Origin of the sequence: Taibaiella chishuiensis, from assembly GCF_003014535.1 — a bacterium.
Taxonomy (GTDB): Bacteria; Bacteroidota; Bacteroidia; order Chitinophagales; family Chitinophagaceae; genus Taibaiella; species Taibaiella chishuiensis.
The window spans coordinates 218521-244456 of sequence record NZ_PYGD01000007.1; the positions used below are offsets into that span (position 1 = coordinate 218521).

Below are 25936 nucleotides of genomic sequence, written 5' to 3' on the forward strand. Positions count from 1 at the left end.
TTTTCGTTAAAATGCAGATGAATTTTCTGGCTTGGCTGCATCGACATTTTCAAATTACCGCATTAGAATAGCCTGGGTATGGGGTAGCTGTCTATGATTGAAATTTGTTACGGAATTTTTCTAACCTAACTTCCACATATCACCCAAGTTGGATTTTTACGTTTGAGACAAAAAAAGACCGTCTCAAATGAGGCGGTCTTAAAAGAAGGATGATTTTGTTTTAAAATTGGGTTTTCATCGGTATCCTTTATTGCAGTTTATCGTCCATATACTGAAGTAGTAATCTATTAGCATCCCTTAAATAAGGAGTCCTATCTTTCTTGCGTATTGATAAATCCATAAATACTCTGTAAAAATTACCCAGATTTACATTAAAGGTCTGCTCAATTGCTGAAACAAGCTGTTTAATTTCAACCTTCCCAAAGTTCACCGAGCCTTTTGCGATTATGGCATATATAAGCTCTACAAGTGCAGCCTTGGTATCCGTCCAGGTAAGATGTCCAGCCTGAGCCTGCTTGGTGCTCGCCACACGGTTTTTTTTGCTTACCAAAATCAGTGCGCCAAGCGTATGGTCCATTAATGCCTCATATGCTAAAAGCTTTGACAGCTTCAGGCTATGAACGGTAGTAAACCGGTCGTCAAGCTCTACTGCGTTCGTTGGATGGAAAGATATGTCTGTTTCGCTGCGTTTGAAAAACTGAATGTCGTTATAAGTTTTGTCGCTTTTATAATAGTTATAAAGAGATTTATTTCGCTCCAGGTACTGGTAGACCTTACTTTGAATGCCTATATAATATTTCCTGAGAATTTTCTTCCGGCCCATGGGCTTGTCTGACTCAAGATAATACAGCTCCTTAAAATATATGGCTTCTTTTACAAACTGAGGCTTGACTTCCTTGAAAAATGAGATTTCTTCTTTGCTGTCCTTAAAATTGTAGTCTGCAATAAATTCGTTTAGTTTTCTGATGGTCAACACTGCTGAACGGTACGACTGCTCTGATCTGATGATGGCGTTTTCGGCATTTATGGTGATTTCATGAATTTCCTTTTCCATTGTCGCTAGCAATGAACGTGTGTAGTTAATCATGATTATTGGTTTGGTGTCAATCTTATCCTAGGATTTAGCCACCGGCAGTCTTCTAAACCCATTCTATGAGATCGATCATAAAATGGGTTTATTGGCCTATATTGAAACAACTGGAAAACCAGTAATTATTATTAATTCGTGCCGGTCTTGTAACAATACCTAATGTAATGATACTTGATTGTAAATTCTTGAAGCTCCTAAAATGTATATTGTGGCCCTTTTTGACAAAATACGTCAGTAATATTCGCAAAAACGCTAATTTGTCTTACGTACTCCAAAAGTTTGCTTTTTACCTATCGCCCTCAACGATATATCGATCAAGATATTCTTTCAAACTATCCAGAAACGGTGTTTTGTTTTTCTTGCGCAGACTCATATCAAGGTACATTCGGTAAAAGTTGTTCAATTCAACATTGAAGGTCTTTTCCAGGGTACGTATAAGCTGACTGATACCAGCTTTGCCGGAGTCAATCGCCCCTCTTGCATGTAACGCATATGCAAGCTCAATTAGCGCAACTTTACTATCGGTCCAGTTTAGGTGGCTTTTATGGAGACCGTCTTTTACAAAGTTAGGATTCATCTCGTCGATGCATCCAAGTATATACCTGTTCAGGCGTTCGTATGCCTGAATCTTCGCCAGTTTAAAACTATGTAGGGTAGAAAACCTGGGATCGATGTCAAGAGCATATTCTGTCCCGTAGCTTTTATTATTCTCATCTCTTGTAAAGTAAAGTGTGTCGAAGGATGTGTTGGCTGTCTTATAATAAGTATGAAACTGTTGATTCCTTTCAATAAATAATCCAATATTGTTTAATGATGTATTGTAATATTCTAATAACCTATCCCGGCTTCCTAATGGCTTTTGGCTTTCGAGGAAGAAAACGCGCATGTAGTACATCAGGTCTTGTAAAAAGTGCGGTTTTACATCTTTGAAAAAATTAATTTCTTCTTCTACTGATTTAAATTCATGCCTAAGGATGTAGTCTTTCAATTTCTTTAGTGCTGTCTCAGTTGTTCTAAAGGACATGCTGGCAATTTGAATAATGTTCTCCCCGGTCCGCTCAATTTTTCTTAACTCGCGGTCTAAGTCTAATCTAAGTTCTGTTGTGAATGTATTCATGGTTTTAGGTTTGATTTTGCTTTGTTTTTGAAGCCAGACAAACCTAATGTCAAACAGGACCTAATGACGAGACCTTCGCCTGCTAATAATATGAAAGCACTTATTATACAACTAAAAGCACCTTCTTTAGGAATGAACGCACTATGAAATGCTTTCAAATCCAGGACTAAACCAGATATGCTTAAGGAGGTAACCAATTTCGAAAGGATCTCAAACCTGGAATCGGAATAAGGATTGTGCAAAATGTTATAACATCACCAATTATCCCAAAATAAAAAAGGATGCTTCAAAAGAAGCATCTCTTACCGGCTTAAGGCTTTACAAAGTTCTACTGCAGGCCCATCATCATAAGCTCGCCGCTTTTGTCGAGTTTCCAGCCGGTGTCATACCTGACGAAATAGGCTTTATGTTTTTCAGGTTTACTAAGGTCGCGTTTAATAACCTTAGAAAATGGTGTGATGTTTTTATAAACCAAAGTGTATTCCACCATAGCAGCCTTATTATCTTTGCCACCTTCAACTATGCCGGTAATTTCACCAAATTCCTGATCTGCCAATTTGATGTTTTGCCGGTTGTATTTCCGGTCTTCTTCTTTGGTGGGTAGCAGATAAGCTTTCCCTTTATCGGTAAAGCTCACCCACGGCGTACTGTCAACCAAACTTTTTGACTTTAATATAATTACCAATCCGTCTTGTTCAAGGCCGAGGTCTAGAAGTCTTTTGGCCTCCTGCACATCGCCGCAGAAAATCTCCCAGTCATAGGGTTTAGGATAGCTGTTTTGCTCAACAATAAGCTTTTCTGCTGTTGCTTTATCTATTGATTTATTGCCACAGGAACTTAACAATAGAGCGGCGGTGAGCGCAAATGCGGTACTGGATTTCAATAATGGCTTTAAAATAAATGATTTCATGGGTCAGGTTTTGAATTTATAAGTGAGCTCAAAACTAAGTCAATCTTCATTTTGGGACATGAATAATAAATGTTAAGATTGCCAGCGCACTGAAATTAACACTGAGCGCACCAAAATCATGAATGAATCATCAAGGACTACATGCGGCATTAAGCATCAGGTTGGTGATTATCGCTCTACCCAAACTCTAAAAGCCTGGGACCTGTCCTCACTAACCATTACAAAAGGTTGGTCTACCATTTTGTTTTCATAATCAGCATGCTTAGGCTCAATAATTAATTCTAACGTTTTCCCTTTGCCATTGCGAAAGGATACACAGGAATTGAAGCTAATTATCATCTGTCGGTTGATCCTAAAAAACTGCGAAGGATTGATTTGCTCTTCAACTTCTTTAAGGGTCTGTGTTATGACGTAGGCGTCACTTGCCTTTTGGTCATAGGTTCTCAGAAAATTCACTCCGTTGACACGGTAAAAGCTACAAATATCATCCATCCTGATCGGGATGGTACGAAGCGGAGTTATCACCATGAAGACCTCACGATAAGTAATCTCGTTTTGCGCTGCGGCGGCAGGTTTACTATGACTTCCTTCTTTGCTTTGTGAATTTGCAACGGCTTCTACAAGCACCTCCTGCGAACTCTCTGCAACCGTTTTAGAATGGCCATTCTTTGAGAAAGACATGGCACTGTGGTTGCTCTCCTGAAGATTCTTATAGTATGCCTTTTCCGCAACTACGTAGCGTAGGTAATAATAGGCATTGAATAATGTAATCAGCACGGCGATGAATGGAAGCGCGTACAAATGATAGTTATAATCGGTAATGTCATACCCCTGAACACCAAAGTACACAGCTGCCAGCAAGTAAGAAGTAACTGTTGGCATGACTACACCCAATAAGAATTGCAGAAAAATCCTTTGCGGTAATGATTCATTCCAGGGATACCGGAGATCAAGAAAACAGGTGACCCGGTAAATAGATTCGACAAGAAGGGTTGTGATAAGAAGTGTCGTTCCGAATTCAATGTAGTACATAAGCGTAAGCAGCCTTGGAAGCCAAGGACTGCTCCCACCGTATTCTGTTATGATGTGTGCTGCAAGGATGATAGCGATGATCCTGATTTTTCGGTCGTTGTATTTGATTCGTTTAGGGAAGGGATGAGCGTGGGTTTCCAATTCGTTAAGTCTAGTTCGCGGACAATTACAGGAATAAATTTAAACAAAATTAAATGTATTAACTATTTTAATTCAATATGATATTTCCATTACATTACAAATGTTGTGCATTTAATTATTAAATTCCTCTTTATTTAAACCTAATCCCTAACCAATGTCGTATCCATTCACCCCTGACGGGGTAACCTTAAAAACTGCTGACTTGTACGTTCTTGATGATTCCGATTTACTGATTGAAGCAAAAGAAATGGTCAAAGACTTGTACGCATGGACAGCTTTAAATTTTACACTGAGCACCAAACAGCACACCTACTTTTCATTGCTGCCACCTAATGTTTTATTTGCCTGGGGAGCCTTGCTTGCTACTGCCATCCTTCACCGGTCGGTAATTGTAATGCAGGATGTTCCGAATAATTATGGACCGCCACGCAGAACTAAGCAGGTCGCCATTGAATTTTGTGGAGTGACAAATTATTTTCCCCCTATTTCAGGAATTGATCCAATTGGTGGTTCATTTACCACTTCGATCAAATACGATCTCGTAGATTAAATACTAAGTTGAATTAACGCTCTCTCATTAAGGAAAGGAACTCAATTTACAACTGTGGTGGATCTCCGGATATAAGCGCTAACAGCGCAAGAGCAATGATGATCATGATTGTCCATTCAATCTGCTCCTTTCTTTTCCCCTCATAACTTTCAGATATTTTATTTCGAGCCATAGCAATAAAAATAGTTTATTTCAAAAAAACACAAGCTGCCATAAAATGACAAAGTTTTTAATATTTAAAACACTTTGCCATATATTGTGACAAATCCAAATCATAATGAATTTTCTGGAAATACTTAAAGAGGTACAATCGACTAAAAAATCAATTAAGACCACTCCGCATGTCGCTTTAAAACATTTAGGTTTTGCAAAAAGAGGATGGCGAGTTAACGAAAAAGTTTATAAACTGTTAGAGGATCACGACGTCATGTGTGAACCAACCTTTGAACATGTTTATATTTATGGAGAGATTGAGATTTCAGCTAGACCTAAAGCTTCAATCAAAAAATCTACAGAAGAGAATGAAGATTCTGATCCTATACCAAGACTTAGTTTACTCAAGGCATCTGACTTAACAGTGGAGATAGATGGTGCGCCGAATCCCAATAAATTAATATTCGTTAACAGAGATACGACTGTGGAAAAAGCAGTGACTTTAATGTTATACCATGATTTTTCACAGTTACCTATATTAAGTGGTAAAACAGTAGAGGGAATGATTAGTTGGAAGTCAATCGGTAAAGCAATGTCTTTAGGTCATCCTTGTGAAACAGTAAACCAATGTAAAGAAGACGTTCGTGTGTTAGAGTTGAATGTACCTTTATTTGATGCAGTCAAAACAATACTAGAGAAAGAAGTAGTACTTGTTAAGAAAAGAGATCAGTCAATTTGCGGTATTGTAACAATTACCGATATAGGGGAACAATTTATTTCAATGGCTGAACCTTTCTTAGTACTTGAACAAATTGAGAACCACATTAGGAAAATCCTAGATAAGAAGTTCAGTGAGGAAGAATTAAATGCAATTTGCAATCCTGATGCAACTCGGAAACCATTAGAAGTTCTTTCAGACCTAAATTTTGGAGACTACCTAAAGCTCATTGAGGGAGAAAACAATTTTAAAAAACTCGGACTCAAAGTTGATAGGGTGATGTTTCTAAATCAGCTTGATGATGTTAGGCAAATTCGAAACGATGTAATGCACTTTGATCCTGACATTAAGAATTCTGAATTAATGATCATTTTGAGGCGAACTGTTAAATTTTTATCTAACCTTTTACATCCCTAACGTGAAATCTAATAGAAGAGCTTTTTAATAACGAAGGGCACAGCCGAAGCCGTGCCTCCCCTTTTTAAAATTAACGCTCTAGTCAAATATAGGTTTCTGAAACAATTACTTCCAAAAATTTATTTTGATGTTTTGTGCAGTATTTTTTGAGTACAGTCAATCCTGTGCAAAGTACCATCAAAAGCTGTTACAATACCAGCATTAGAATAGCTTTAAAAGCTTTTAGTCACAGTACTATAAATTCAAAACGAATCTCTTCTAATCTGTATTAATTGTGGATTCGTAACTCAGAATTTACATTTCTACATACCTTTAAATCAAATAGAAGTTTGGTTCAAACCTATAATAATCACTAGATTAGTGTCAGGGAATTATGGAGGGATAAAAATTGAAGTTGTACCAAAAGCTTCCGGACAGTGATTTGTTTAAACTTTTAAAGTCTGACGATCAAAAGGCACTATCGGCTTTGTATTATCGGTATTGGGATAAGCTATTTATCATAGCGACTCATCAGCTGAGTAATCCGGAAATAGCTGAAGAATGTGTCCATGATATCTTTATAAGCTTATGGAATAAAAGACACGAATTGGAGCTAAAATATACTTTGGCCACTTACTTGGCCGTATCTGTAAAATACGTTGTAATACGCCAGCGAAGTAACATTCACCGGGCAAAATACCACCTTGATCAATCTGCCAATGAAACCGCTGAATCACTGTCCCCTTCAGCTGATCACCTTATTTTGGAAAAAGAATTGTTTGCGACCATTGAAGCGGCAATTGAAAAACTACCTGAAAAATGCAGGATCGTTTTCCGTTTGGCAAAACAACAGGGCAAAACTCATAAACAAATATCCGCTGAACTTGGTATTGCAGAAAAAACCATTGAGGCGCATTTGTCTAAAGCTATGAAAGATCTCCGTAGCAACCTATCTGCCATACCTCCAGCTATCATTATTTTGTTGATTGGAAACAATTAGTCAGACGACTACGGGCATTCCCTTCGGGACGGGCTTTCCGCTTTACCTTCATTCTGAAGGATACCGCTTTCTATCCCTAATGCAGCTACCAAAGATTGTTAGGGGATACAATCTTTGGTAGAATCAAGCTAGGTGGTTACCACAACAACTGCTTTTGATTCCTGGGCAGCTTTGTCTATGAAGTTACGTAAGCCAATAAAATAAGAATGTAGGTAATCGTACGACTCTTTACCATAACTCCATATATCAGGATAGACCCCGGATGCCATCATTACCAGCGGATCATAATTCTTATACAGGGTTGTTATATCAACACCAATGAGCGAATCTTTGATTTCTCTAACTTCCTCAGGAGTCAGTACGTGGTAAACTACTTCATCTCCTTCTTCCATTGGAAAATCTATGACTGCTCCGTTAAAGAGTTTCTCATAAGTTTCCTCTTGATTTACTGACTCAGAACTCCCCTTAAGCAAAAACAGAATCCCTTCCCGGCTTTTGTCAATATCTATAATACTGTCGTTGCCCGTCTCGCTGCTGTCTCTGAAAAACCGGGAGAAGAGCGTCTGCCGATTCTCGATTGCTAATTTCTCAGGGCTGAGTTGGAGAAGTTTGGTGTAATGGCCCATGTCATATGGTAGTTATAAATTGAAATTGTTGCCGAATCCCTTGCAGGAAAATGGATTTATAAAAATAAATAAAAATTTGAACTCGGACTAAGGGTTTTGCTAATGAGATGACACTATAGGCAAAAGTGATCAGCAATGGAAGACAATTTCGATGAGGATTTAATAAATGAATTGGCTTATAAATGGCTTAATGGTACAATTACGGAAGAGGAAAAAGCTGTCTATGTTAAGTGGACACGAAGCTTTGATAATACTTTGCTGGAATTGCCTGCCGGTTACTCCTCATCTGTGTCTGCTCTTCGGGATCGTGGCCATGCTAAGCTGATGCAACACCTGGCGATCATTGAAGGCATCGAGCCGAAGCGCTATCGGTTGACACGAAATTGGTGGAAAATTTTTGCTGCTGCTTTCATAATGGTAGTGACCTGCCTGATATTTTTGTTGGTATACCTGAATAAAATTACGCCAGTTGACCTGCAGAAGGTATCTCAGGAGATCGATGTTGCCGCAGGTAGTAATAAAGCAACGCTGATTCTTTCGGATGGTCGCAAAGTAGATGTTGAAAATGCAGGTGCTGGCCTATTAACTTCAGACGGTGGTATACAAATAGATAAAGCTGCTGACGGTCAGCTTATATATCAAAGCGCAAACAACAACGCACCTGCAAAGATCAATACCATAGTTATTCCATGGGGTGGTCAGTACCGGGTTCAACTGCCCGATGGTACTAAAGTATGGCTTAATGCCGCGTCAACTCTAAAGTACTCGACTTCTTATACAGGGATGAAGGAGCGTCGGGTAGAGTTGATCGGCGAAGCCTACTTTGAAGTAGCACACAATAAAAAGCAGCCTTTCATAGTACAAACCTCAAATCAGGTGGTGAAGGTCTTAGGAACGCATTTCAACATAAATTCTTATGCCGATGAGAAGAGAACCGTTACAACCCTTGCTGAGGGTTCGGTGAAAGTGACCACCGGAGGAACGAGTAAAACCATCAGACCAGGTGAACAATCAATTGTATCCTCAAATAAAATCATGGTGCAGCCAGCGGATTTAAAAGTTTCGCTTGCCTGGAAAGATAATAAAATGACGTTCAAAGACACCGGCATCGCTGAAGTCATGAGGCAAATATCCAGATGGTACAACGTGAAAATTGAGTATCAGGGGGCCATACCAGAGGATACGATCACTGGAACCATCCGGCGCGACTCTAACCTATCATCTGTCTTGAAAATGTTTGAGGCTATGCAAATCAAATTCACTCTTGTGCAAACTACCCAGGGAAGTAAACTAATAATAATGCCCAACCATAATTAATCAAATGTTCCATTTAACCCTTAACCTATGAATTAAAAGCGTTCCAAATTAAAATTTAGGTTTTTAGTTATGCCAGACATAAAAAAGCCGGAGGTGCTGTTCAGAGCACTTCCGGCAAAGTCTGGCACTTAACGAAAAGCCCAGTCAACAGTTCAGTCAATCTTACATAACCAAACCGAAATAAAAGTATGAAATTTTTTTCAGCCTATGGTAATTACCATGGCAAAGAAAAGCTGCGCGTCCTGTCCTGGTATTCAGGACTACACCCGGCAATTAAAAGAAAGGTCATCATGAGGATAAACTTCGTTGCATTTCTTTTGTTCATGAGCCTTATCAATGCCCATGCTGCAACGTACGCCCAAAGTGTAACGCTATCTGTGCGTAACAAGCCTTTGATAGAAGTCCTCAACGAGATCAACAAGCAAACAGGATACGAGCTGATTTACAATACCAGGCACTTTGCAGCGGCGAACAATGTTACATTAACTGTAAAGAGCAAAAGCCTGGTTGAAACCCTCGACAAATGTTTTGCAGGACAACCTCTGCAATACGAGATTATTGATAAAACCATTGTCATCAAACCCAAAGCTCCAACGTCAAAGGAAAAAGTAAAAGGCACTTTAAAAAAGATTCTTATAACAGGCAAAGTGCTGGATGAATCAGGAAAACCTTTGTCTGGAGTGAATGTGTCTGTTAAGGCTACGAATATTAAGACGTCAACGGATGAACAAGGCACATTCAGCATTGATGTTCCTGATATCGGAACTGTACTTAGGTTCTCTTTCGTGGGGTTTCAAATCTTTGAACATACGGTAATAAATAGCTCACCCCTTTCCATAAAGCTTAGACAAGAATTTGCCCAATTAGAAGAAGTCGGGATCATCAGCACCGGGTATCAGTCTTTACCGAAGGAAAGGGCTACAGGTTCTTTTGTTCAAATTGACAATGAATTATTGAACCGAAGAACTTCAACCTATATCCTTGAGCGACTTGATGGAATTACCAGCGGATTTCTATTCAATGGCACAGCCTCTAAGAACATTAGAAACTTACCAACAACTAATAGAAACCTTGGTATCAGTATCAGAGGGGAAAGTACTATTCTTGGTGCAAAAGATCCGCTTATTGTGGTTGATAACTTTCCATATGACGGCGATATCAGAAATATTAACCCTAATGATGTAGAATCTGTAACCGTGCTTAAAGATGCTGCTGCTGCTTCAATTTGGGGAGCAAGAGCTGGAAATGGTGTAATCGTAATTACTACTAAGAAAGGGAAGATAAATGAAAAAATGCAGGTTGAGCTTAATACTAACTTGACTGTTGCTAATGAACCAAATTTATTTGCAGACAAAAATTTCATGAGCTCCATGGAATTTATTGAAGCAGAAAAATTCCTATTTGACAAGGGCTACTTCAATTCCGACATTTCGAATAATACGGCTATGACGGCTGTATCACCGGTTGTTGATATTCTGTCGCTGCAAAGGTCTGGCTTAATTTCAGCAGTCGAAACAGAAACTCGTTTAGACTTGCTGCGCAACAGTGATGTAAGAAACGACTTTGAGAACTATGTATACCAGAAAGCTGTTAGCCAGCAATATTCCCTGGGTGCCCGCGGCGGTGGAGCTAATTCGACGTATGCGCTTTCCATAGGTTATGATCAAAACACCGACGCTGTGAAACGCAACGGTTATAATAGAATTACAATAAATTCCTTCAACACCTATACTCCGGCTAAAAACCTTGAAGTGTCTGCTGGGCTTAACTATAGTCTTAATAACACATTACTCAACAATACTACTAACTTGTTTGGGACTACGTTTTCTATGACCCCCAGATACAATCGAATTTTCCCATACTCAAGTCTTCGAGATGAAAACGGAAGTAATTCGATATTACTACGATCATTTAAACCATCCTATCTTGAACAAGCGGCGGCTAAAGGGTTTTTAGATTGGGCCTACCGCCCATTAGACGAAATCGCATATGCCGACAATAGCACGAAGATAAGGGCCCTACTTTTTCGTGTTGGTGCAAAGTATAATATTGGCTCTAACTTTAATGCTGAAGTCAACTTTCAGAGCGACCAACAAACGATTGCCGGCCGCAATTATCAAAGCCAGTTGACATATTACACCCGTGACCTAATCAACAAGTTCTCACAAATTGATCCTACGACCAAAACACTAAATTATATATTTCCTTTGGGAGGAATAATGACCACCAATAACAATGATTGGCGAACAAATAGTTTAAGGGGCCAAATTAATTATAGCGAAACTTTTCAACAACATCAGGTCGTAGCCTTGGTCGGTGCAGAAGTTAGGGAAACAAAAGCTACGGGAGTCGGAAGAACATCGTATGGATACGATGAACAATTTGGCACTAGTATCATGAATTTGAACTACACGACCTCATATCCCGCAAATCCATCGGGAACGGCTAGGATTGCAAGCCCAGATGGAAGTATAAATACCTACCTAAACAGGTTCATTTCTTACTACGCTAATGTTGCGTATGTATTTAGACATAGGTACACCTTAAATCTCAGCGCCCGAAAAGATGGTTCTAATATTTTTGGGGCAAGTGCCAACAACCGGATTACACCACTTTGGTCGGTGGGTACATCCTGGGCAATTGATAAAGAGGATTTTTATAAACTGGTCTGGCTACCTTATTTGAAGTTGAGAGCCACCTTTGGATACAATGGTAACATTGGTAATGCAATAGCGTTATTAACCGGAAGGTATGCGACCAACAATATTACAGGGCAACAGTATCTTAATATTTTGACAGCCCCTAATCCCGAACTTAGATGGGAAAGGGTCAGAAATATTAATCTAGGGCTAGATTTCAAAAGTCAAAGCGATATCTTGAGCGGAACCCTAGAGTTCTTTAGAAAAGATGGAGTCGATCTTTTACAGCCCACACCTTTAGCCGCCCAAACAGGATTTTTGACTTATACAGGCAACGCGGCGAGTACAAGAACTTCTGGAATTGACTTCACCTTGCAAAGCCGCAACATTAATTCCCTGTTCAAGTGGAATACCTCATTGTTACTTTCAAGAATTGTCGATAAAGTCCGTCGCTATGATGTGAAGCAGACGTCGACTTCTATTCAGACAACGGGAGCGCCCGTTGCGTTAATAGGGAAACCTATGTATAGCATTTTTAGTTACAAATGGACAGGTCTTGACCCACTCAATGGCGATCCCCAAGGCTATTTGAATGGCGTAATGAGTAAAGACTACGCTGCAATAATAAATAACTTTAGTCCGGACAGCCTTATTTTTCATGGCTCTGCAAGACCAACCGTGTTTGGTTCCCTGCGTAATGATTTCTACTACAAGGGTTTTAGTCTTTCCGTTAATGTGGTTTATAAGTTTGGTTATTATATTCGAAAACCGACGATATCGCTTAACTACTCGGACATTGTCAGTCAAAATAGGAATACCGATTATGGGTCTCGATGGAAGGTGCCGGGTGACGAATTACACACTAATATACCCTCTATCGTATATCCTTCCAACTCAGCCCGAAATAATTTTTACCAGTATTCCGAGTCCCTGGTTCAACGCGGTGACCATGTTCGCCTACAGGATATTAGCCTAGGCTATCTGGTGCCTCAGAAGCTTATTAAAGGAATTAACCGTATCCAGTTGTATGCGTATTTGAACAATATTGGTATTTTATGGAGAAAGAATGATTCTGGAATCGACCCTGATTCCTACAGTACTGGCGGGGCGTCGGTATTTCCCAATCCGCTCTCTATTTCATTTGGTGTAAATGCTAACTTTTAATGGGACCTAACATGAAAATTAATATGCAAATAATATATTCAGCATTCCTGATCGTACTTGTAATGGCAGTAGCGGGCTGTAAAAAACAAAATGATTGGCTGGATGCAAAGAGTCAGAATTCATTTGTTGTTCCGGAAACCTTAAAGGATTATCAAGCTTTATTGGAGAATCCAATCACAGTCCATAACGCGTTTTCAATATTTGGGCTTGTGGGCGCGGACAACTATTATTTAAGAGAATCTGATTTTCCGGGTTCTGCTGAAGATGTGCGTAATGGTTACATCTGGAGGCCTTCAATTTGGGTTGACGGAAATTCTCCTGACTGGAATAGTTTCTTCGCCATTATAGAACTTTCCAACATCATACTTGACGGATTAAGCAAAAAGGGACTCAATAATGATCAGGCAACTTTCAATAGCATAAAAGGGCAGGCTTTGTTCTATAGAGCGATCAGTTATTACAACCTTTCGCAGTTATTCTGCAAAACTTATGACGCTGGTTCCGCATCATCAGACCTCGGCTTACCAATTCGATTAAACTCCAATGTCAATATTATCTATCAAAGAAGTTCGATTGAAGAAACCTACAAACAAATGGTAGCGGATACAAAAGCAGCTATTGAGTTGCTTCCTGCGACTCAGGTAAACAACCGTAGACCAACAAAAATTGCTGCCAACGCTTTACTCGCAAAAATATACCTGTGTATGGAAGTTTATGCTGAGGCAGAGTACTATGCTAGCGAGTCACTAAAATTGAATAGTACACTGCTTGACTTTAACAGCAGTTATGCTTCTCTGAACCTCACTTATCGTTTTGCGGAAGCCGGAATAAATCATCCTGAAATATTGTTTTATGCTCAAGGCGTAGGGTACTCTCCAGTAATACCTCATGCTTTCGCGAATGGTAGAGTATCGATGACGCTTATTAATCTTTATAATGCCAACGACCTAAGAAAGTTGTTTTTTTTCGCCTCAAATGGTAATGAATTTCAGTACAGGGGAACGTATACAGGAAACACCAGCACATTTTGTGGAATTGCCAATAACGAAGTTTTTCTTATAAGTGCGGAAGCAAAAATTCGTACCGGTGATATTAATGGCGGAGTAACGGATGTCAATACGCTTCTCAGTAAAAGATACAAAACTGGAACCTTCGTGCCATATACCATAACTGATGGCGAGCTGGCATTGAGCCTTGTTCTTGAGGAAAGAAGGAAAGAATTACCGTTTGTTGCAAATCTAAGGTGGGAGGATCTTAGACGACTGAATAAAGATCCAAGGTTCAAAATTACTTTAACCAGGCAGGTCGCAGGAGTAAACTATATTTTAGAGCCCGGCAGTAATAAATATGTACTTCCAATTCCAGATAATGAAATCCAGATAAGCGGCATATCCCAAAATCCCAGATAAAATTTGCACACTTAATTTGATTAGAAATGAATAATATATTATCCGCATTAGCTTCCGTATCGCTATGTTTTGCCTTACTATTTACAAGTAGTATCAGTAAGTCGGGGACTAAAAGTAAGGCCATTTCAATTGCAAAAGCAGGCACCGTTATTATTAATCTTGAATACAGTCAATATCAGCCGGGGGACACCTTAATGATCAGAAAAATAGATCTGATGAACACTACTGATCACAAGAACTACTATCCAGTAAAAGACCTAAATGGGATGTTTCGATTTGAATTTCCGGCCGTCGAAAAATGTGGCTATTGGGAGCTCATTGAAATAAATAGGAATTTCGATAAACGAGGACAATTTATCGAACAAGCCCTTTCGATGTCTTACTTTTGGGAAACTGGAGATAGTATTACTTATTACCTTTCTAAAACCCGGCTTGCTCCTTTTGCTTTTGCAATGGCCCAGTTCATCGGCCGTGGTGCCTTTAAGTACAATGTTAGCCGGGCAATCAATGATTTAAGTATCGTTAACGGGCTTCCACAAAAAAAACGTTTAAATCCCTGGTTTAACGATCGTTTTGAATTTATAAGACAAACAGATACGCTACTCCAAATGAAATTGGATTTACTTCTGTCACTTAAGCCGGGGCTATCCTCTTTGTCATATGAAGTACTAAAAGCTGATGCTATTTATTCCAATGATTCGCCAGAATATTTTACTCGTAAATATTTCGATGATTATGTTTCGAAACTTCCCAAGTCTAATAGAGAAAAGTTGGTTGCAAATTATTTCAGAACATTTGGTAATGTTTCCCTATCTGCGATTAGTATTGATGGAATTGAAAACTCTGCTTATTCAGCTTCTTACTTGCGGAAAAAGCTTTCAACATCAGCGTATTTGTTATCCGGCAAGGAAGATCAAGTTGGTACATACAACCAGATTAAACAAAATACCGGCGGTTATATTCGGGAGCGAATATTATCAGGATATTTTTTGGGATCAAGACTGGTGGAAAATATTGATAGCCTAATAGTTGACGCTAAGAACTTGTTTGTTTCAAATTCGGGTAAGATTATTTATGAAAAGAAGATCTTACCAATGACCTTCAAAAAGAAATTTAAGAATTACGAATTAGTAAACCGTGAAGGTAGTACGGTCACTTTAAATAAATTCCTTGGTAAAATTCAGGTACTGGATTTTTGGTTTTCTGGCTGCGGAGGCTGTATGCTGTATTATACTACTGCGCTATCAAAGGCGGAGGAACATTTCAAGAACGACCCGGAGGTTGAATTCATTTCTATAACATCAGATCGCAATGCAGACATTTGGGAGCAGGCCATAAAAAGCAAGAAATACACAAACGAAAGAGTTACGAATCTGAGTACCAAAGGAAGTGAGCATGCTATTTATAAAGAGAATAACATTCATTCTACTCCAACAGCATTGTTACTGGATAAGGACGGTACGGTTGTATTCAACAACACCTCCAATTTGTACAATGTCGATGGGTTGATTAAGGCAATTGCTGAACTTAAAAGTAAAAAAAGGTAAACAAGGAATTTCCTTGTTTACCTTTTGCCGTTAAAAAGCAGGCCTTTTGCTTACGATTGTTGTTAAGCCAGGGTTGTTTGCTTCCGAAATGGAAATCTGAAGATCGGAATGTTCTTCTGTTGTAACGATTTCACATGGCACAGCGGTTCCTTGGTCACAAAGTGGACTTGGCGAAGTTGACAATAAGTAGTCAGAGCCACTTACACCTACGACATAGTAGGTATAGGTATCTTCCTGGGTTGTTTTGTTTTCGCGAGCAAAAGAAGCGTTAGCAACTGCCATGAGGATGACAGCGGAAAAAAGTACTTTTTTCATAAAAAATGGTTTAAGAAATTAAGAAAATGATTAAAATGAAATGAAAAATGAAAGTGGGCTTCTGCTGCCTCATAAAGGAGCCTTTACAAGCGGTGAGGGAATGTGTTTGAGTATTGGGAATGCTTATCTGGACGGCCTGGAAACAAGGCCTAGTGTGATGTTTTCTATGGTGATAGAATCTGGATTCTTTTCGAGAGCTTATACTTCTAAATCCTGGAATTGGACAATATTTAAATAAATAGCGTTTTGACACTAAGTGTTTATGAATAGTTTATAAAGAAAATATTATAACTTATGATTAAAGTTTAAATTTATTTTCGGTATTTTTAATTACAAAAAGTATCAAATGAACCGGGCGAATTCGCCCGGACTCATAGCTTCTTACTTCAAACAAGTTTTACTTACGGTTGTAGCTGTGAGCAATGAAGAAGTAGGGTCTGACTTCCCTCCTTTTACAGAGTCATTTGAGTTTTTCTCAAATTTGTAAGTGGTTTTCCTCATGATTGGAAATGTTAATGATCTTGTTTTCATCTTGTTACGGTTTGTGTTAATATTTGTTTTGTTGTTGGTATGTCAAAGATAATATCCCTTGCTGACGCTATTTTTCAATTTATGTGAAATCCGCTTTTCACGATGTGAACCCCGCATTTCACTTTTTATGCTAAAAAAATGAACACCGAAAAAGGAACTAATTTTAAAACAATTGGATTGCATGCGCTGGCAGTACTGACGTTTGTAGCCTATGAAATCACGACTATGGTTTTAACACAAAAGCCATTTAATCCTTGGGTTTTGCTTTGCTTTTATTCAATGCATATAGTTTTCTTCTACATTACTGCGTTTTATTTCCTTTCCTATATCAACTCTAAAGTCTATTATCGGTTAGTAAGAATCCTGATGTGCGTCTTGGAAATAGTATTGTACAGTATAATTACCGTGGTAGTCTATAAAGTTATAGAGCTAATCCTGAAGGGGAAATACACGACAGATAATCTTATCGGGGAATTCGTTGACAATGCCTGGAGGGGCTTTTACTTTTTTTTCCTTGCGTTGTGCTTTTGGTATGCCAGGTATAGCGTATTAAAGAAATTAGAGGCTAGGAATCAAGAAATTTTGAGATTACAAGCACAGGAAAATGAACTTAGAATGGAAGGCGCCTTTCTTCGCTCTCAGGTTAATCCCCATCAGCTTTTCAATACTTTCACTGTACTCTACTCGCGGTTACTTAGTAAAGCACCGGAGGAAGCCAAAATCATGCTTCTTATATCTGATATGATGGAATACTCTTTGGATGCGGACGTAATAAGTGGTCAGGTCAGGTTGGGTGAAGATCTGTTACAAATTGACAGAGAAATCAGACTGCAGCAGGTTTTTTACAATGCGAACCTTAAAATAAAGTATGAGATAAAAATCGATGACCAGATTAAAGACATTAAACTGCCTCCCTTACTATTCATGAATTTCGTGCAGAACATATTTAAACATGGCGATCTTAACGACCCGCTGGAACCTGCGACCATTACTATTGATAATATTGGAAACGTGCTTCACTTTCGCACAAGCAATAAAATCGCACCATCACCTAATGCCCCGAGTAAAAATACTGGATTAAATAACACACGGACCCGCTTGGAGAGACATTATCCGGACAGATTTGAATTGCTAACACACCAGGAGTCCGGTTTATTCTTGGTGGACCTAAAAATTTCATTATGAGTATACGTTGTTGCCTCATTGACGATCAGCCCGCAGTAATGGAATTGATCGAAGGTTATCTGACCAAAATGCCAGGATACGAAGTGGTCGCTAAAGAAACAGATTCTTTAGAAGCTTTCCGAAAGTTTGTAGCTGATGAAATAGTTGCTGATCTAACTTTTATGGACATCGATATGCCGAGAATGAACGGCATAGAGTTAGGTTCTAAAATTAAGGATATGACTTCAATTATTTACTTGACTGCTCACAGAAACTACGCACCGGAATCCTATGAGAATGGTGCAATAGATTATCTTGTAAAGCCTGTATCATTCCAGAAATTTCAATCGTGTATTGAAAAGGCTAGGCAAAAGCTTGACGCTCAGGAGCGTGAGGCCGAAAAAGAATCGATTATTTTCATCCCCGGTAGTGGTAGAACAAAGATCAGAGTAAATAAGCCCGAGATAGTCCGCATTCAGGGAGCTTCAAATTACATCTGGGTTATCACTCATGAGCATCATCACTTGGCCTATATTTCAATGGCCCAAATGGCATCGTACCTACCTAAGAAAAATTTTGTCAGAATTCATAAGTCCCACATCATTAATCTGGCGCACGTTATTCAGCTCGACCCAAATACGGTCTATATGCCTGAAAATCAGGAATTACCTATTTCTGAATCCTTCAAGAAAGAGCTTGCGGCCAGGATAAGACCTCGCTAATCCTGGAGAAATTGCCTCATTTTCTGAGCATTTTAAATGCACTCTCACGCTGAAGGTCCTTAAGCATGAAGTTATAGATGAGCATCTCATGGGTCCTTTGGTTGCTGTTAAACAACCTGTTTACATGCATATGGAACAGGTCCGTAAACAGATTGTATCTCCTGGTTAGTGCACAGTCTCGTAGCGTATCCTTAAATGATTCCTTGAAATCATGACAGCTGCGGTTGGTTTCACGATTCACATCATTTTGGTTACTTTCAAGATATTTCGAGTAGTATCTGTTGGCCTTTTTAAAATCATCCATATTCATGGAATGCTCTTTATTAAAGGAATCCCGCATTTTTTTAAGGGTATCATGAAAATTATCCTGGGGTTGGAAGACTTCCTTTGCAACCGCTGTTATAAACTGCGAACACAAACGATACTTTACCTGATCGGTTAAAGATTGGCGTAAAAGAATGAGCACATATGCGCTATCTTTTTGAAAATGGGATTCGACAAGATCTATTAGGTCGTTTCCATATCTTTCGACCTCCCTCCTATAGGTCTTCACCTGCAGATCAGATATTATTCCTAATGCGAATTCTTTGGCAAAAGAAACATTGAGTGCTTGTATTATTTTTTGACCGTCGCTAAACTTCTTGAATTTTACTCTCAACCTGATATGATCACCATTTTCGTTGTACCGGATAAAGAACCAACTTTCGATATATGCCTTATAATTTCTGAGCAATCTGGATATGGGTTCAAGCAATAATCCGTCAGCACGCTGAGGATGGCAGTAGATTTCAAAGTATAACCAGTCATATGCAGGTGGATACGCAGGCGTATTTGTGATGTTCAGATTGCGATTCTCAATCGACACGTCTTTATAAATCTCTTCGGTGTGCGTCATCGTGAGTAATACCTGTCCGCAAAACTGCTTGCCCTTTCTGTCAAAGAATGGGCTTCGGTCAGGAATCAGAGCCTCCTCAATATAGAGCGAACTGACCTTTTTGCTATATTGAATAAACATCCGAATATCTGAAGCATTGTTGACATTGAAACAAAGAGTCTGATCCAATTGGCCTGTTTTAAAATACGCGCCTATACCAATGTCCTTTAGATATTGAGTGCAGGCATCGATATTTTGTTGTTCGTCTTCATGTTCGAGAAAATCGTTAGGCACAATCTTCCACGATGCTGGTGAGACTATGATGTTTTTATATTGCACTCGCGGATAGAACTTCAGGTTAGGAATGCTATTTTGTATTCTTATGGAAAAACCGGATTGGATTCCCTGGTGTTGAAGATCACAAAGGAACCGGAATGCAGGCAAGTCAGAGCGAGAATAATTATAGGCTGAAGCCAGACGTGGGATAACTCGTTTATTGTTGATTTTAGACCGTAAAATCAGCTCATCTCCCTGCAATCTTATTACAAGGTCGTTTAATGAAACTGGAGCGTCGCAAGCGCTGTAATTTTGAATATTCAATTGATGCTCGTAGATAGATTTCCTTCTATTCACATTGTCAACAGTAACCTCGGCCATGTAAGCAATGTCAAAAAATATAACCTCGGGGTTACTTTGGCTTTCTATGTTTGCTATGTCTCTGCAAAAATTCAACAATTCATTACTGGCAAGTGTAAACCTTCCAGCAAGTGCGTTGGCGGTGCACCCGCCTAGGTGGTCTATCTGAATCAGCCCGTCTGAAACCGAAAGCATTGCGCTAAAGGAATTGGGTAGCATTGTCTTTTTAGTACCTGGCTTAAATTTATGATCGTCCAGAAGAATAACCTTACGCTGAAAACCTTCTGTATCATTAAACCGGTCGATAAGCAAAGACTTTAAAGGCAGATCTACATCCTCTAGGTTATTTTTCTCTTTTGCAATAAAATCGGTTACTTTAAATTCCGTGCTTTCAGTTTGAGCGAATGTCCCATATTCTATACCAAGCTCCGGGTCCAGGGCTTCGAGCAACGACACCTCTTTCTGATCGTATTTCCTTCTGAAGCTTTGCTTGAATTTTTTCATAAGATTTGGCTCCAGGTCTTCACCACTGATATCTTGCAGTATTTCAGTAAGCTGCGGCAGTGCTTTGAACAGATCCGCAGGCAAATGACCCGCTTCCTTTGCCCGCTGGCTAATGATGTATTTCTGTTCTGCCTTATTTAAGGTAATTCCATTTCGTTGAAAAAAATCGATCCCTACGATATTTCGGTGCTGATCGCTGAAGATCAGCTGTAGATTGACCAGTTCATTGATCAACAGGTGAAGATCTCTCCAGCTCAAACCGAGGGCATCGACTTCATTTCTTAAAAGACTAAATCTGATTGGTATGCGGCAGGCATTTAAAATTGTTTCGATAGTTTTATCATACCCGATATCTGTTAACTCAAATGTTCCTGAGTCCTTGTAGATATAACGTATAATGTCATCAATACGATAATAGCTGCTGTTTGATATCACAAGTCCATCCTCTGCAAGCAGCGTAGAGAAACTAAACTGCGGGTCGTTTTGATATGCCCAATCAACAAACTCATGTGCTTCCTGCTGATCTTTTAATAGGATTCCAGAAGAAAAGTCATTGCTTATTTCACTTATTCCAATGCTCGCAAAAGTGCCATAGGGGACTGCTCTTAACCTTGCACGATTGAAGTATTTAAAAATAGAAAAAAGGACTTTGGGGGAAAGTCCTTTAAGTTCTTCTGCTGTAATGTCTTTTATCTCTTTGTAAAAATCCTTCGAAGATATTGAAATAGCATCTTTTAAATCCTCCCAATGCCATTTCAACTCTGCATCTATTGGAAATTTAGGAATTCGGTATAGTACTGTTTTTTCAATTTTCAATTTCATTTTTCAGGTTTAATTCCGAATTATAATGAAACAAATCTTTTGAAAATCTGAAACTATGTGAAATGGCCGATTGACTATGTATAATGCCGTTCTATGTCCGCTTATTAGTATCTACTTTTCAGCCAGTTTCTTTTCCAGTACTTGAATCTTTTCCCTTTCCAGGCGTAAAAGATCTTCATACAGCGCCACAATTTTATCTACTGGATTAAAGTTGTAATGATAGACACTTGCCTGCTGGTTCATATTCTGGATATTGATGTTTACAGCATCATCATTAAAGGTTCTGATTGATTCTGCTGTTACGCCCAGCGCATTAGCGATTTTTCCCAGCGTTTCATCGTCAACGGTTTCACTCTCTTCTAAAGCTTCTACATCTGCGACTGAAAGCCCCAATTCTTTGGCGAACATTTCTGGACCAATACCTCTTAATCCCCTGATTTTAGCAATTCTTCTACCTAATGGGGCGGCAAATGGCTGGTGCATAGTATTGATGTTTAATGTAAATAAATTATTTGATTATTGAGTAACAATAAATATTAAAGCAAATTTAAGCATTTATTCTTTATTTTCTGGAAAGCCCTGAGTACCAAGCAGCGGCCACCTTGCTGTAAGGCTCATTAGCCAACATGCTATCTATCCATATCAAATACCTTGAATAATGCTCCTGAAAATTATTCGCCCCCTTCAACCCGGAAATGAACTTTTGAATAACTCCTCTGATCTCCTTCAAAACTTTTGCCAGTGCAGCAGGATTATCATAGTCGATATTTTTCGTTAACAACATGGATAATGGAAGTTCTACCTGATAGACGGTCTTTGCATCATCAAACTTCTTGTAATACCTGCTTGCTGAAAGGGCAGCGGACGGCAATAAAACGTAAGTTTTATTATATAGTAAGCTAAACAATCGGAATAGATATAGATCTGCATAAATGTCTCTTCGGAGTGTTTTTGTTTGCTTGTTAAATATGGAATCCCAGATAACATCGGCACTTTTAATATCGCCGATCCCGACATATGCATTCATCAGGTTTCCCATTAAAATCTGTTTTAGTTCCAGGGATAGTGAGTTTTCGTATAATTTCAATTTGGCTTCGGTGGTCTTTATCGCATCCTTCAGCTTACTTTTTCTGCCCATATAGTTGTAAATGATAAGCTGATAAGTCGCATGGTAGGCAAACATCAGTGTATTGTAGGTTGGGGACTGATTCAAATGATATTGATCTATGTAGGCCTCGCTCAATTCGATTCCCTGAAGAGCAGTTTTAAATTCACCAATACAAACACTGGAAGTGATGTGCTGCAGCAAAGCGCTAATGTGAATGCTTGGAAGTATCGTGCTGCTTCCAGGATTAATTAAAGTCCCACTGAACATGTAAGCCTGTTTGTGCTCATAGATCATCCAGTGGTAGATCGAATTAATAAAGTTATGGTAGAATCTGGCTTCATTACTACGACACTCCTCTAATAGAGGCATTTCTTTCGAACCGACTGTTTCTTTTTCAAGTTGCGTCTTTAGATCACCCTTTGCATATCCGTAAAGCTTTTTAAACTCCATGATTCTACCATAAATACTCTCCAGGGTACTGATCTGTACCAATTTGCCTAATGTGTTCTTTTCATCATCAGCGATTTCTGGTTGCGATCTTGAAGGAGTATCGATCACAATATTTATCCTCTTTTCCCATTTGAGTAATTGCAACACCAGGCCAAATTTCTCATGATCATTGGCTAGGGCAAGGCTTTTAGATAAAATTTCGTTGGCCTGCGCTGGTAATGCCCGCTTATACAAAATCTCAATTTCTGTTAGCATATTTTGGATATCGATTTCAACTGACATCCCCTCATAGAAGATCCTTAATCCCTTCAACAGATTGTTATAAAGACGCTGTTTGGTCTTTGCAAGAGCCATCGGCGTAAATTCAGTCTCTAAATCTGAAGATTCAGAAACATTTCCATCGAGTAGTTCAAAGAGCTTAACATAGAGACTCTTGTTTTCTTTCTTACCAAAAGCAGCAGAAAATAAGGAAAAATGCCGTTTCTCTGCCATTGAAAGGCTTCCAATTAAGTCTGTTAAGGCATTTTTCTTTCGGTTCATTGATGGGTGTTTTGTCCAAATTACATCATTTTTCGGGATAAAAGTGTTAATCTGAAAGTTCAGAAAGCGTTCAAAACTGTCCTGTGTTTTACTATTCTATTAATTTACTTTGTAGGCATCAATATCAGAAAAAACTTTTTTCAACACTACTGCCGCTCCGGTAGAGCAAACCTGAATCCACATGAAGAACTATTTATTCCAATTTGCTTTCCTCCTATTGAATTCCTATTTATCATTTGGACAAGGGGAAAATAATATTTGTGCTTATGGCTTTGAATCTAACAATGGTATCAATTTCGGTTCCGGCGCACCGGGAGTAACAACCCTCCCTTACGTTCCCTATAATCAATCAGGATGGGCAAGTGTGGTATGTGATCCAAGCGGACAGCTTCGTTTTTTCGTACGGTTGAAATACAATTTTAGCGGTGACCCTGAGTTTTATGTTTTTGACCACTTAGGTACACCTATTGCCGGTAGTGATCTTATGACCGACGCCGGGATGCTTGACAATTCAATGCCTGTGGTTATTCCAAGGCCGGGAAATCCTGATCAGTATTACATCTTCCATTCTCAGGACTACGGTCTGTTTTATTCCCTTCTGGATATGAGCCTGAATTCAGGCGCCGGTGCTATAGTCGCAGCTGAGAAAAACATTCAGATAGCCGATTTTGGCTCAGTATATACCCGTTTAATAAGCCCGGTAAAAGCCTGTGATGGGGCTTGGTTAGTAATCCGTTCGCAAATTGCAAACGAGTACTACAGCTACCACATCACCACTGCCGGAATCGACACACATAAAGTAATATCCTCCATTGGGAATTTCCCTGAGCCGGATTACAATTCTTATGGTTCCTTAAAAGCCTCACCTGACGGAACTATGCTTGCAACTACAAATTGGGCCGGTGTTGAATTATATAGCTTTGAGCAGTGTAGCGGTATTTTGAAAAATGCTGTAGTTATAGAGTCCTCTGGAAATCCGCCTATGTTCCCAGGTGCGGGAGCTGTGCTTCCCTCCTATAGTTATTTTACTGGGGTAGGTTTTTCTCCTGATAACGGAAAACTTTACATAACCAGAAATTCACACACGAATTTCATGGTTGATCCGGGAGAACTTTATCAGTTCGATTTGAATCTGCCCTCTACAGCAGCTATAATTGCCTCAAGAACCTTGATACTTACAAATTATCCTTCCTTATTTGAAAATATTAACTGGATGTGTGATGTGATTGTACAAAACCCATTGGGTGAAATAAAAAGAGGTCCTGATGGGAAAATGTATGTTGATAACGGCTCCTATACTTGTCTGGATACTGCGTCTGTACCTGCAGGCTTTAACCCTGGCCCTGCATTCCATTCGATAGACTTCCCCAATCTTGCAGGTAGTGCCTGCAGCCCCTTTCGGAACCGAATTAAAACCCCGGTTACCTATCCGTTTTTTGTATCTGGTGATGGTGGTGTATCACTACTGCAAAATGAAATTGTTACCCCCGGCATTTCTCCGGATACGATAACCGGCTCTTCCATTATCGTTTCGGCTTGTTTTGTTGACAGCATAGAGTTACATGCAGATACTTCAGGGCGTTGTCTGACTTGGAATGATGGTTCAACAGGGTATAAAAGAATGGTTTACTTTCCTGGCAAGTATTACGCAAGCTTTATTAAAGACTGCAGTTTTATCACTGACACTTTTCTTGTTTCCTTTAGCGGCCTTCCCACAATTCAAGTCGTTAGTAACAGCTGTGAAGGAAAGCCATCGGGCAGGATTGCCATAGCTTCTGAAGGGGATTTCACAGCACTATGGATTGGCCCAGACAGTGATACTGTTAAGGTATCAAATAATTTCAATGTTGATACTGTTAATGGCCTTAGAAAAGGAGCTTACACAGTATATATCTTAACCGCTACCGGATGCGATACGGTACTAACGGCAACAGTTGGACAATATCCTGCACCGATCATCACCACTTCGCCAGCAGATACAATGATTAGGTATGGCGACAGCGTGCAATTATTTGTTTCGGGTGCTTTATTTTACACATGGACACCTTCAGGTTTGTTGGATTCTGCTATCAGCGCAACACCTTTCGCAAGGCCAATTGAGCCTACAAATTTTTACGTTCTAGGCCTTGATGAAAATGGTTGTATCGATACAGGCATGGTTCGGATAAGGATAGACTATACTATGCCTGACTTTGTCCCAAATGCATTTTCCCCAAATGGGGACGGTTTGAATGATGAATTTATTATTTCGAACCTAACTTTTCAAAAAATAAAGCAGTTCAGTGTTTTTAATAGGTATGGGCAATTGGTATTTAGTACAACTGATCCCAAAAAAGGATGGAATGGCACCTTCAACGCTAAGCCAAGCGATCCCGGCACATATTACTATTTGATACAGCTCGAATATCCCGACAAAAATGAGAAAACATATAAAGGCGACGTTCTTCTTATCCGGTAAAAT

General features: G+C 39.3%; 19 protein-coding genes. 10 read left to right on the plus strand and 9 right to left on the minus strand.

Annotated features, from left to right (window positions below):
- Nucleotides 1-247: 247 nt before the first annotated feature.
- From B0I18_RS17675 to B0I18_RS17690, 4 genes are all read right to left on the minus strand, one after another.
- A complete protein-coding gene (locus B0I18_RS17675; protein ID WP_106524064.1) occupies nucleotides 248-1087 on the minus strand; it encodes an RteC domain-containing protein in 840 nt (279 codons plus the stop codon).
- Nucleotides 1088-1376: 289 nt separating this feature from the next.
- On the minus strand, nucleotides 1377-2207 hold the full coding sequence (locus tag B0I18_RS17680) for an RteC domain-containing protein (protein WP_106524065.1): 831 nt from the start codon (nucleotides 2205-2207) through the stop codon (nucleotides 1377-1379).
- A 328-nt stretch (nucleotides 2208-2535) separates the two neighbouring features.
- Nucleotides 2536-3117 (minus strand): hypothetical protein, encoded by a 582-nt coding sequence (locus B0I18_RS17685; protein WP_106524066.1) that lies wholly within the window; start codon nucleotides 3115-3117, stop codon nucleotides 2536-2538.
- 168 nt (nucleotides 3118-3285) lie between these two features.
- Nucleotides 3286-4290, minus strand: a complete 1005-nt coding sequence (locus B0I18_RS17690; protein WP_106524067.1) for a LytTR family DNA-binding domain-containing protein — start codon at nucleotides 4288-4290, stop codon at nucleotides 3286-3288.
- A gap of 154 nt (nucleotides 4291-4444) precedes the next feature.
- Between B0I18_RS17690 and B0I18_RS17695 the strand changes: the two genes are divergently transcribed.
- The 3 genes from B0I18_RS17695 to B0I18_RS17705 all read left to right on the plus strand — a co-directional run bounded on the left by B0I18_RS17695 (nucleotide 4445) and on the right by B0I18_RS17705 (nucleotide 7107).
- The gene (locus B0I18_RS17695) at nucleotides 4445-4840 is read left to right on the plus strand and encodes a hypothetical protein (protein WP_106524068.1); all 396 of its coding nucleotides are present in this window, start codon (nucleotides 4445-4447) and stop codon (nucleotides 4838-4840) included.
- 277 nt (nucleotides 4841-5117) lie between these two features.
- Entirely contained in the window at nucleotides 5118-6128 is a 1011-nt protein-coding gene (locus B0I18_RS17700) for a CBS domain-containing anti-phage protein (protein ID WP_106524069.1), read from the plus strand.
- A 394-nt stretch (nucleotides 6129-6522) separates the two neighbouring features.
- The gene (locus tag B0I18_RS17705; RefSeq protein ID WP_181358508.1) at nucleotides 6523-7107 is read left to right on the plus strand and encodes an RNA polymerase sigma factor; all 585 of its coding nucleotides are present in this window, start codon (nucleotides 6523-6525) and stop codon (nucleotides 7105-7107) included.
- A gap of 128 nt (nucleotides 7108-7235) precedes the next feature.
- Here the strand turns inward: B0I18_RS17705 and B0I18_RS17710 are convergent, their stop codons facing one another.
- Nucleotides 7236-7733 carry a DUF1877 family protein gene (locus B0I18_RS17710; protein WP_106524071.1) on the minus strand — a complete coding sequence of 166 codons (498 nt, stop codon included), beginning with the start codon at nucleotides 7731-7733 and terminating at the stop codon, nucleotides 7236-7238.
- A 135-nt stretch (nucleotides 7734-7868) separates the two neighbouring features.
- Between B0I18_RS17710 and B0I18_RS17715 the strand changes: the two genes are divergently transcribed.
- From B0I18_RS17715 to B0I18_RS17730, 4 genes are all read left to right on the plus strand, one after another.
- Nucleotides 7869-9050, plus strand: coding sequence for a FecR family protein (locus B0I18_RS17715; protein ID WP_106524072.1), 1182 nt, complete (start codon nucleotides 7869-7871; stop codon nucleotides 9048-9050).
- Nucleotides 9051-9238: 188 nt separating this feature from the next.
- Nucleotides 9239-12853, plus strand: a complete 3615-nt coding sequence (locus B0I18_RS17720) for a SusC/RagA family TonB-linked outer membrane protein (RefSeq protein WP_219906001.1) — start codon at nucleotides 9239-9241, stop codon at nucleotides 12851-12853.
- Nucleotides 12854-12864: 11 nt separating this feature from the next.
- Nucleotides 12865-14262, plus strand: a complete 1398-nt coding sequence (locus B0I18_RS17725) for a RagB/SusD family nutrient uptake outer membrane protein (RefSeq protein ID WP_181358509.1) — start codon at nucleotides 12865-12867, stop codon at nucleotides 14260-14262.
- Nucleotides 14263-14288: 26 nt separating this feature from the next.
- Nucleotides 14289-15809 carry a TlpA family protein disulfide reductase gene (locus B0I18_RS17730; RefSeq protein ID WP_106524074.1) on the plus strand — a complete coding sequence of 507 codons (1521 nt, stop codon included), beginning with the start codon at nucleotides 14289-14291 and terminating at the stop codon, nucleotides 15807-15809.
- Between the two features lie 30 nt (nucleotides 15810-15839).
- Here B0I18_RS17730 and B0I18_RS24980 read toward each other — a convergent pair whose 3' ends face one another.
- The gene (locus tag B0I18_RS24980; RefSeq protein ID WP_146146792.1) at nucleotides 15840-16124 is read right to left on the minus strand and encodes a hypothetical protein; all 285 of its coding nucleotides are present in this window, start codon (nucleotides 16122-16124) and stop codon (nucleotides 15840-15842) included.
- A gap of 669 nt (nucleotides 16125-16793) precedes the next feature.
- Here B0I18_RS24980 and B0I18_RS17740 point away from each other — a divergent pair.
- Nucleotides 16794-17840, plus strand: a complete 1047-nt coding sequence (locus tag B0I18_RS17740; RefSeq protein ID WP_106524076.1) for a sensor histidine kinase — start codon at nucleotides 16794-16796, stop codon at nucleotides 17838-17840.
- On the plus strand, nucleotides 17837-18541 hold the full coding sequence (locus B0I18_RS17745) for a LytR/AlgR family response regulator transcription factor (protein ID WP_106524077.1): 705 nt from the start codon (nucleotides 17837-17839) through the stop codon (nucleotides 18539-18541). Before B0I18_RS17740 ends, B0I18_RS17745 begins: the two co-directional genes overlap by 4 nt.
- A gap of 16 nt (nucleotides 18542-18557) precedes the next feature.
- Here B0I18_RS17745 and B0I18_RS17750 read toward each other — a convergent pair whose 3' ends face one another.
- The 3 genes from B0I18_RS17750 to B0I18_RS17760 form a co-directional block, all read right to left on the minus strand.
- Complete coding sequence (locus tag B0I18_RS17750; RefSeq protein WP_106524078.1) at nucleotides 18558-21377, minus strand: lantibiotic dehydratase; 2820 nt, start codon at nucleotides 21375-21377, stop codon at nucleotides 18558-18560.
- A 111-nt stretch (nucleotides 21378-21488) separates the two neighbouring features.
- Nucleotides 21489-21860: a helix-turn-helix domain-containing protein gene (locus tag B0I18_RS17755; protein WP_106524079.1), complete on the minus strand. Its 372-nt coding sequence runs from the start codon at nucleotides 21858-21860 to the stop codon at nucleotides 21489-21491.
- A gap of 79 nt (nucleotides 21861-21939) precedes the next feature.
- Nucleotides 21940-23475, minus strand: a complete 1536-nt coding sequence (locus B0I18_RS17760; protein WP_106524080.1) for a hypothetical protein — start codon at nucleotides 23473-23475, stop codon at nucleotides 21940-21942.
- A 181-nt stretch (nucleotides 23476-23656) separates the two neighbouring features.
- Between B0I18_RS17760 and B0I18_RS17765 the strand changes: the two genes are divergently transcribed.
- On the plus strand, nucleotides 23657-25933 hold the full coding sequence (locus B0I18_RS17765) for a T9SS type B sorting domain-containing protein (protein ID WP_106524081.1): 2277 nt from the start codon (nucleotides 23657-23659) through the stop codon (nucleotides 25931-25933).
- Nucleotides 25934-25936: the final 3 nt, after the last annotated feature.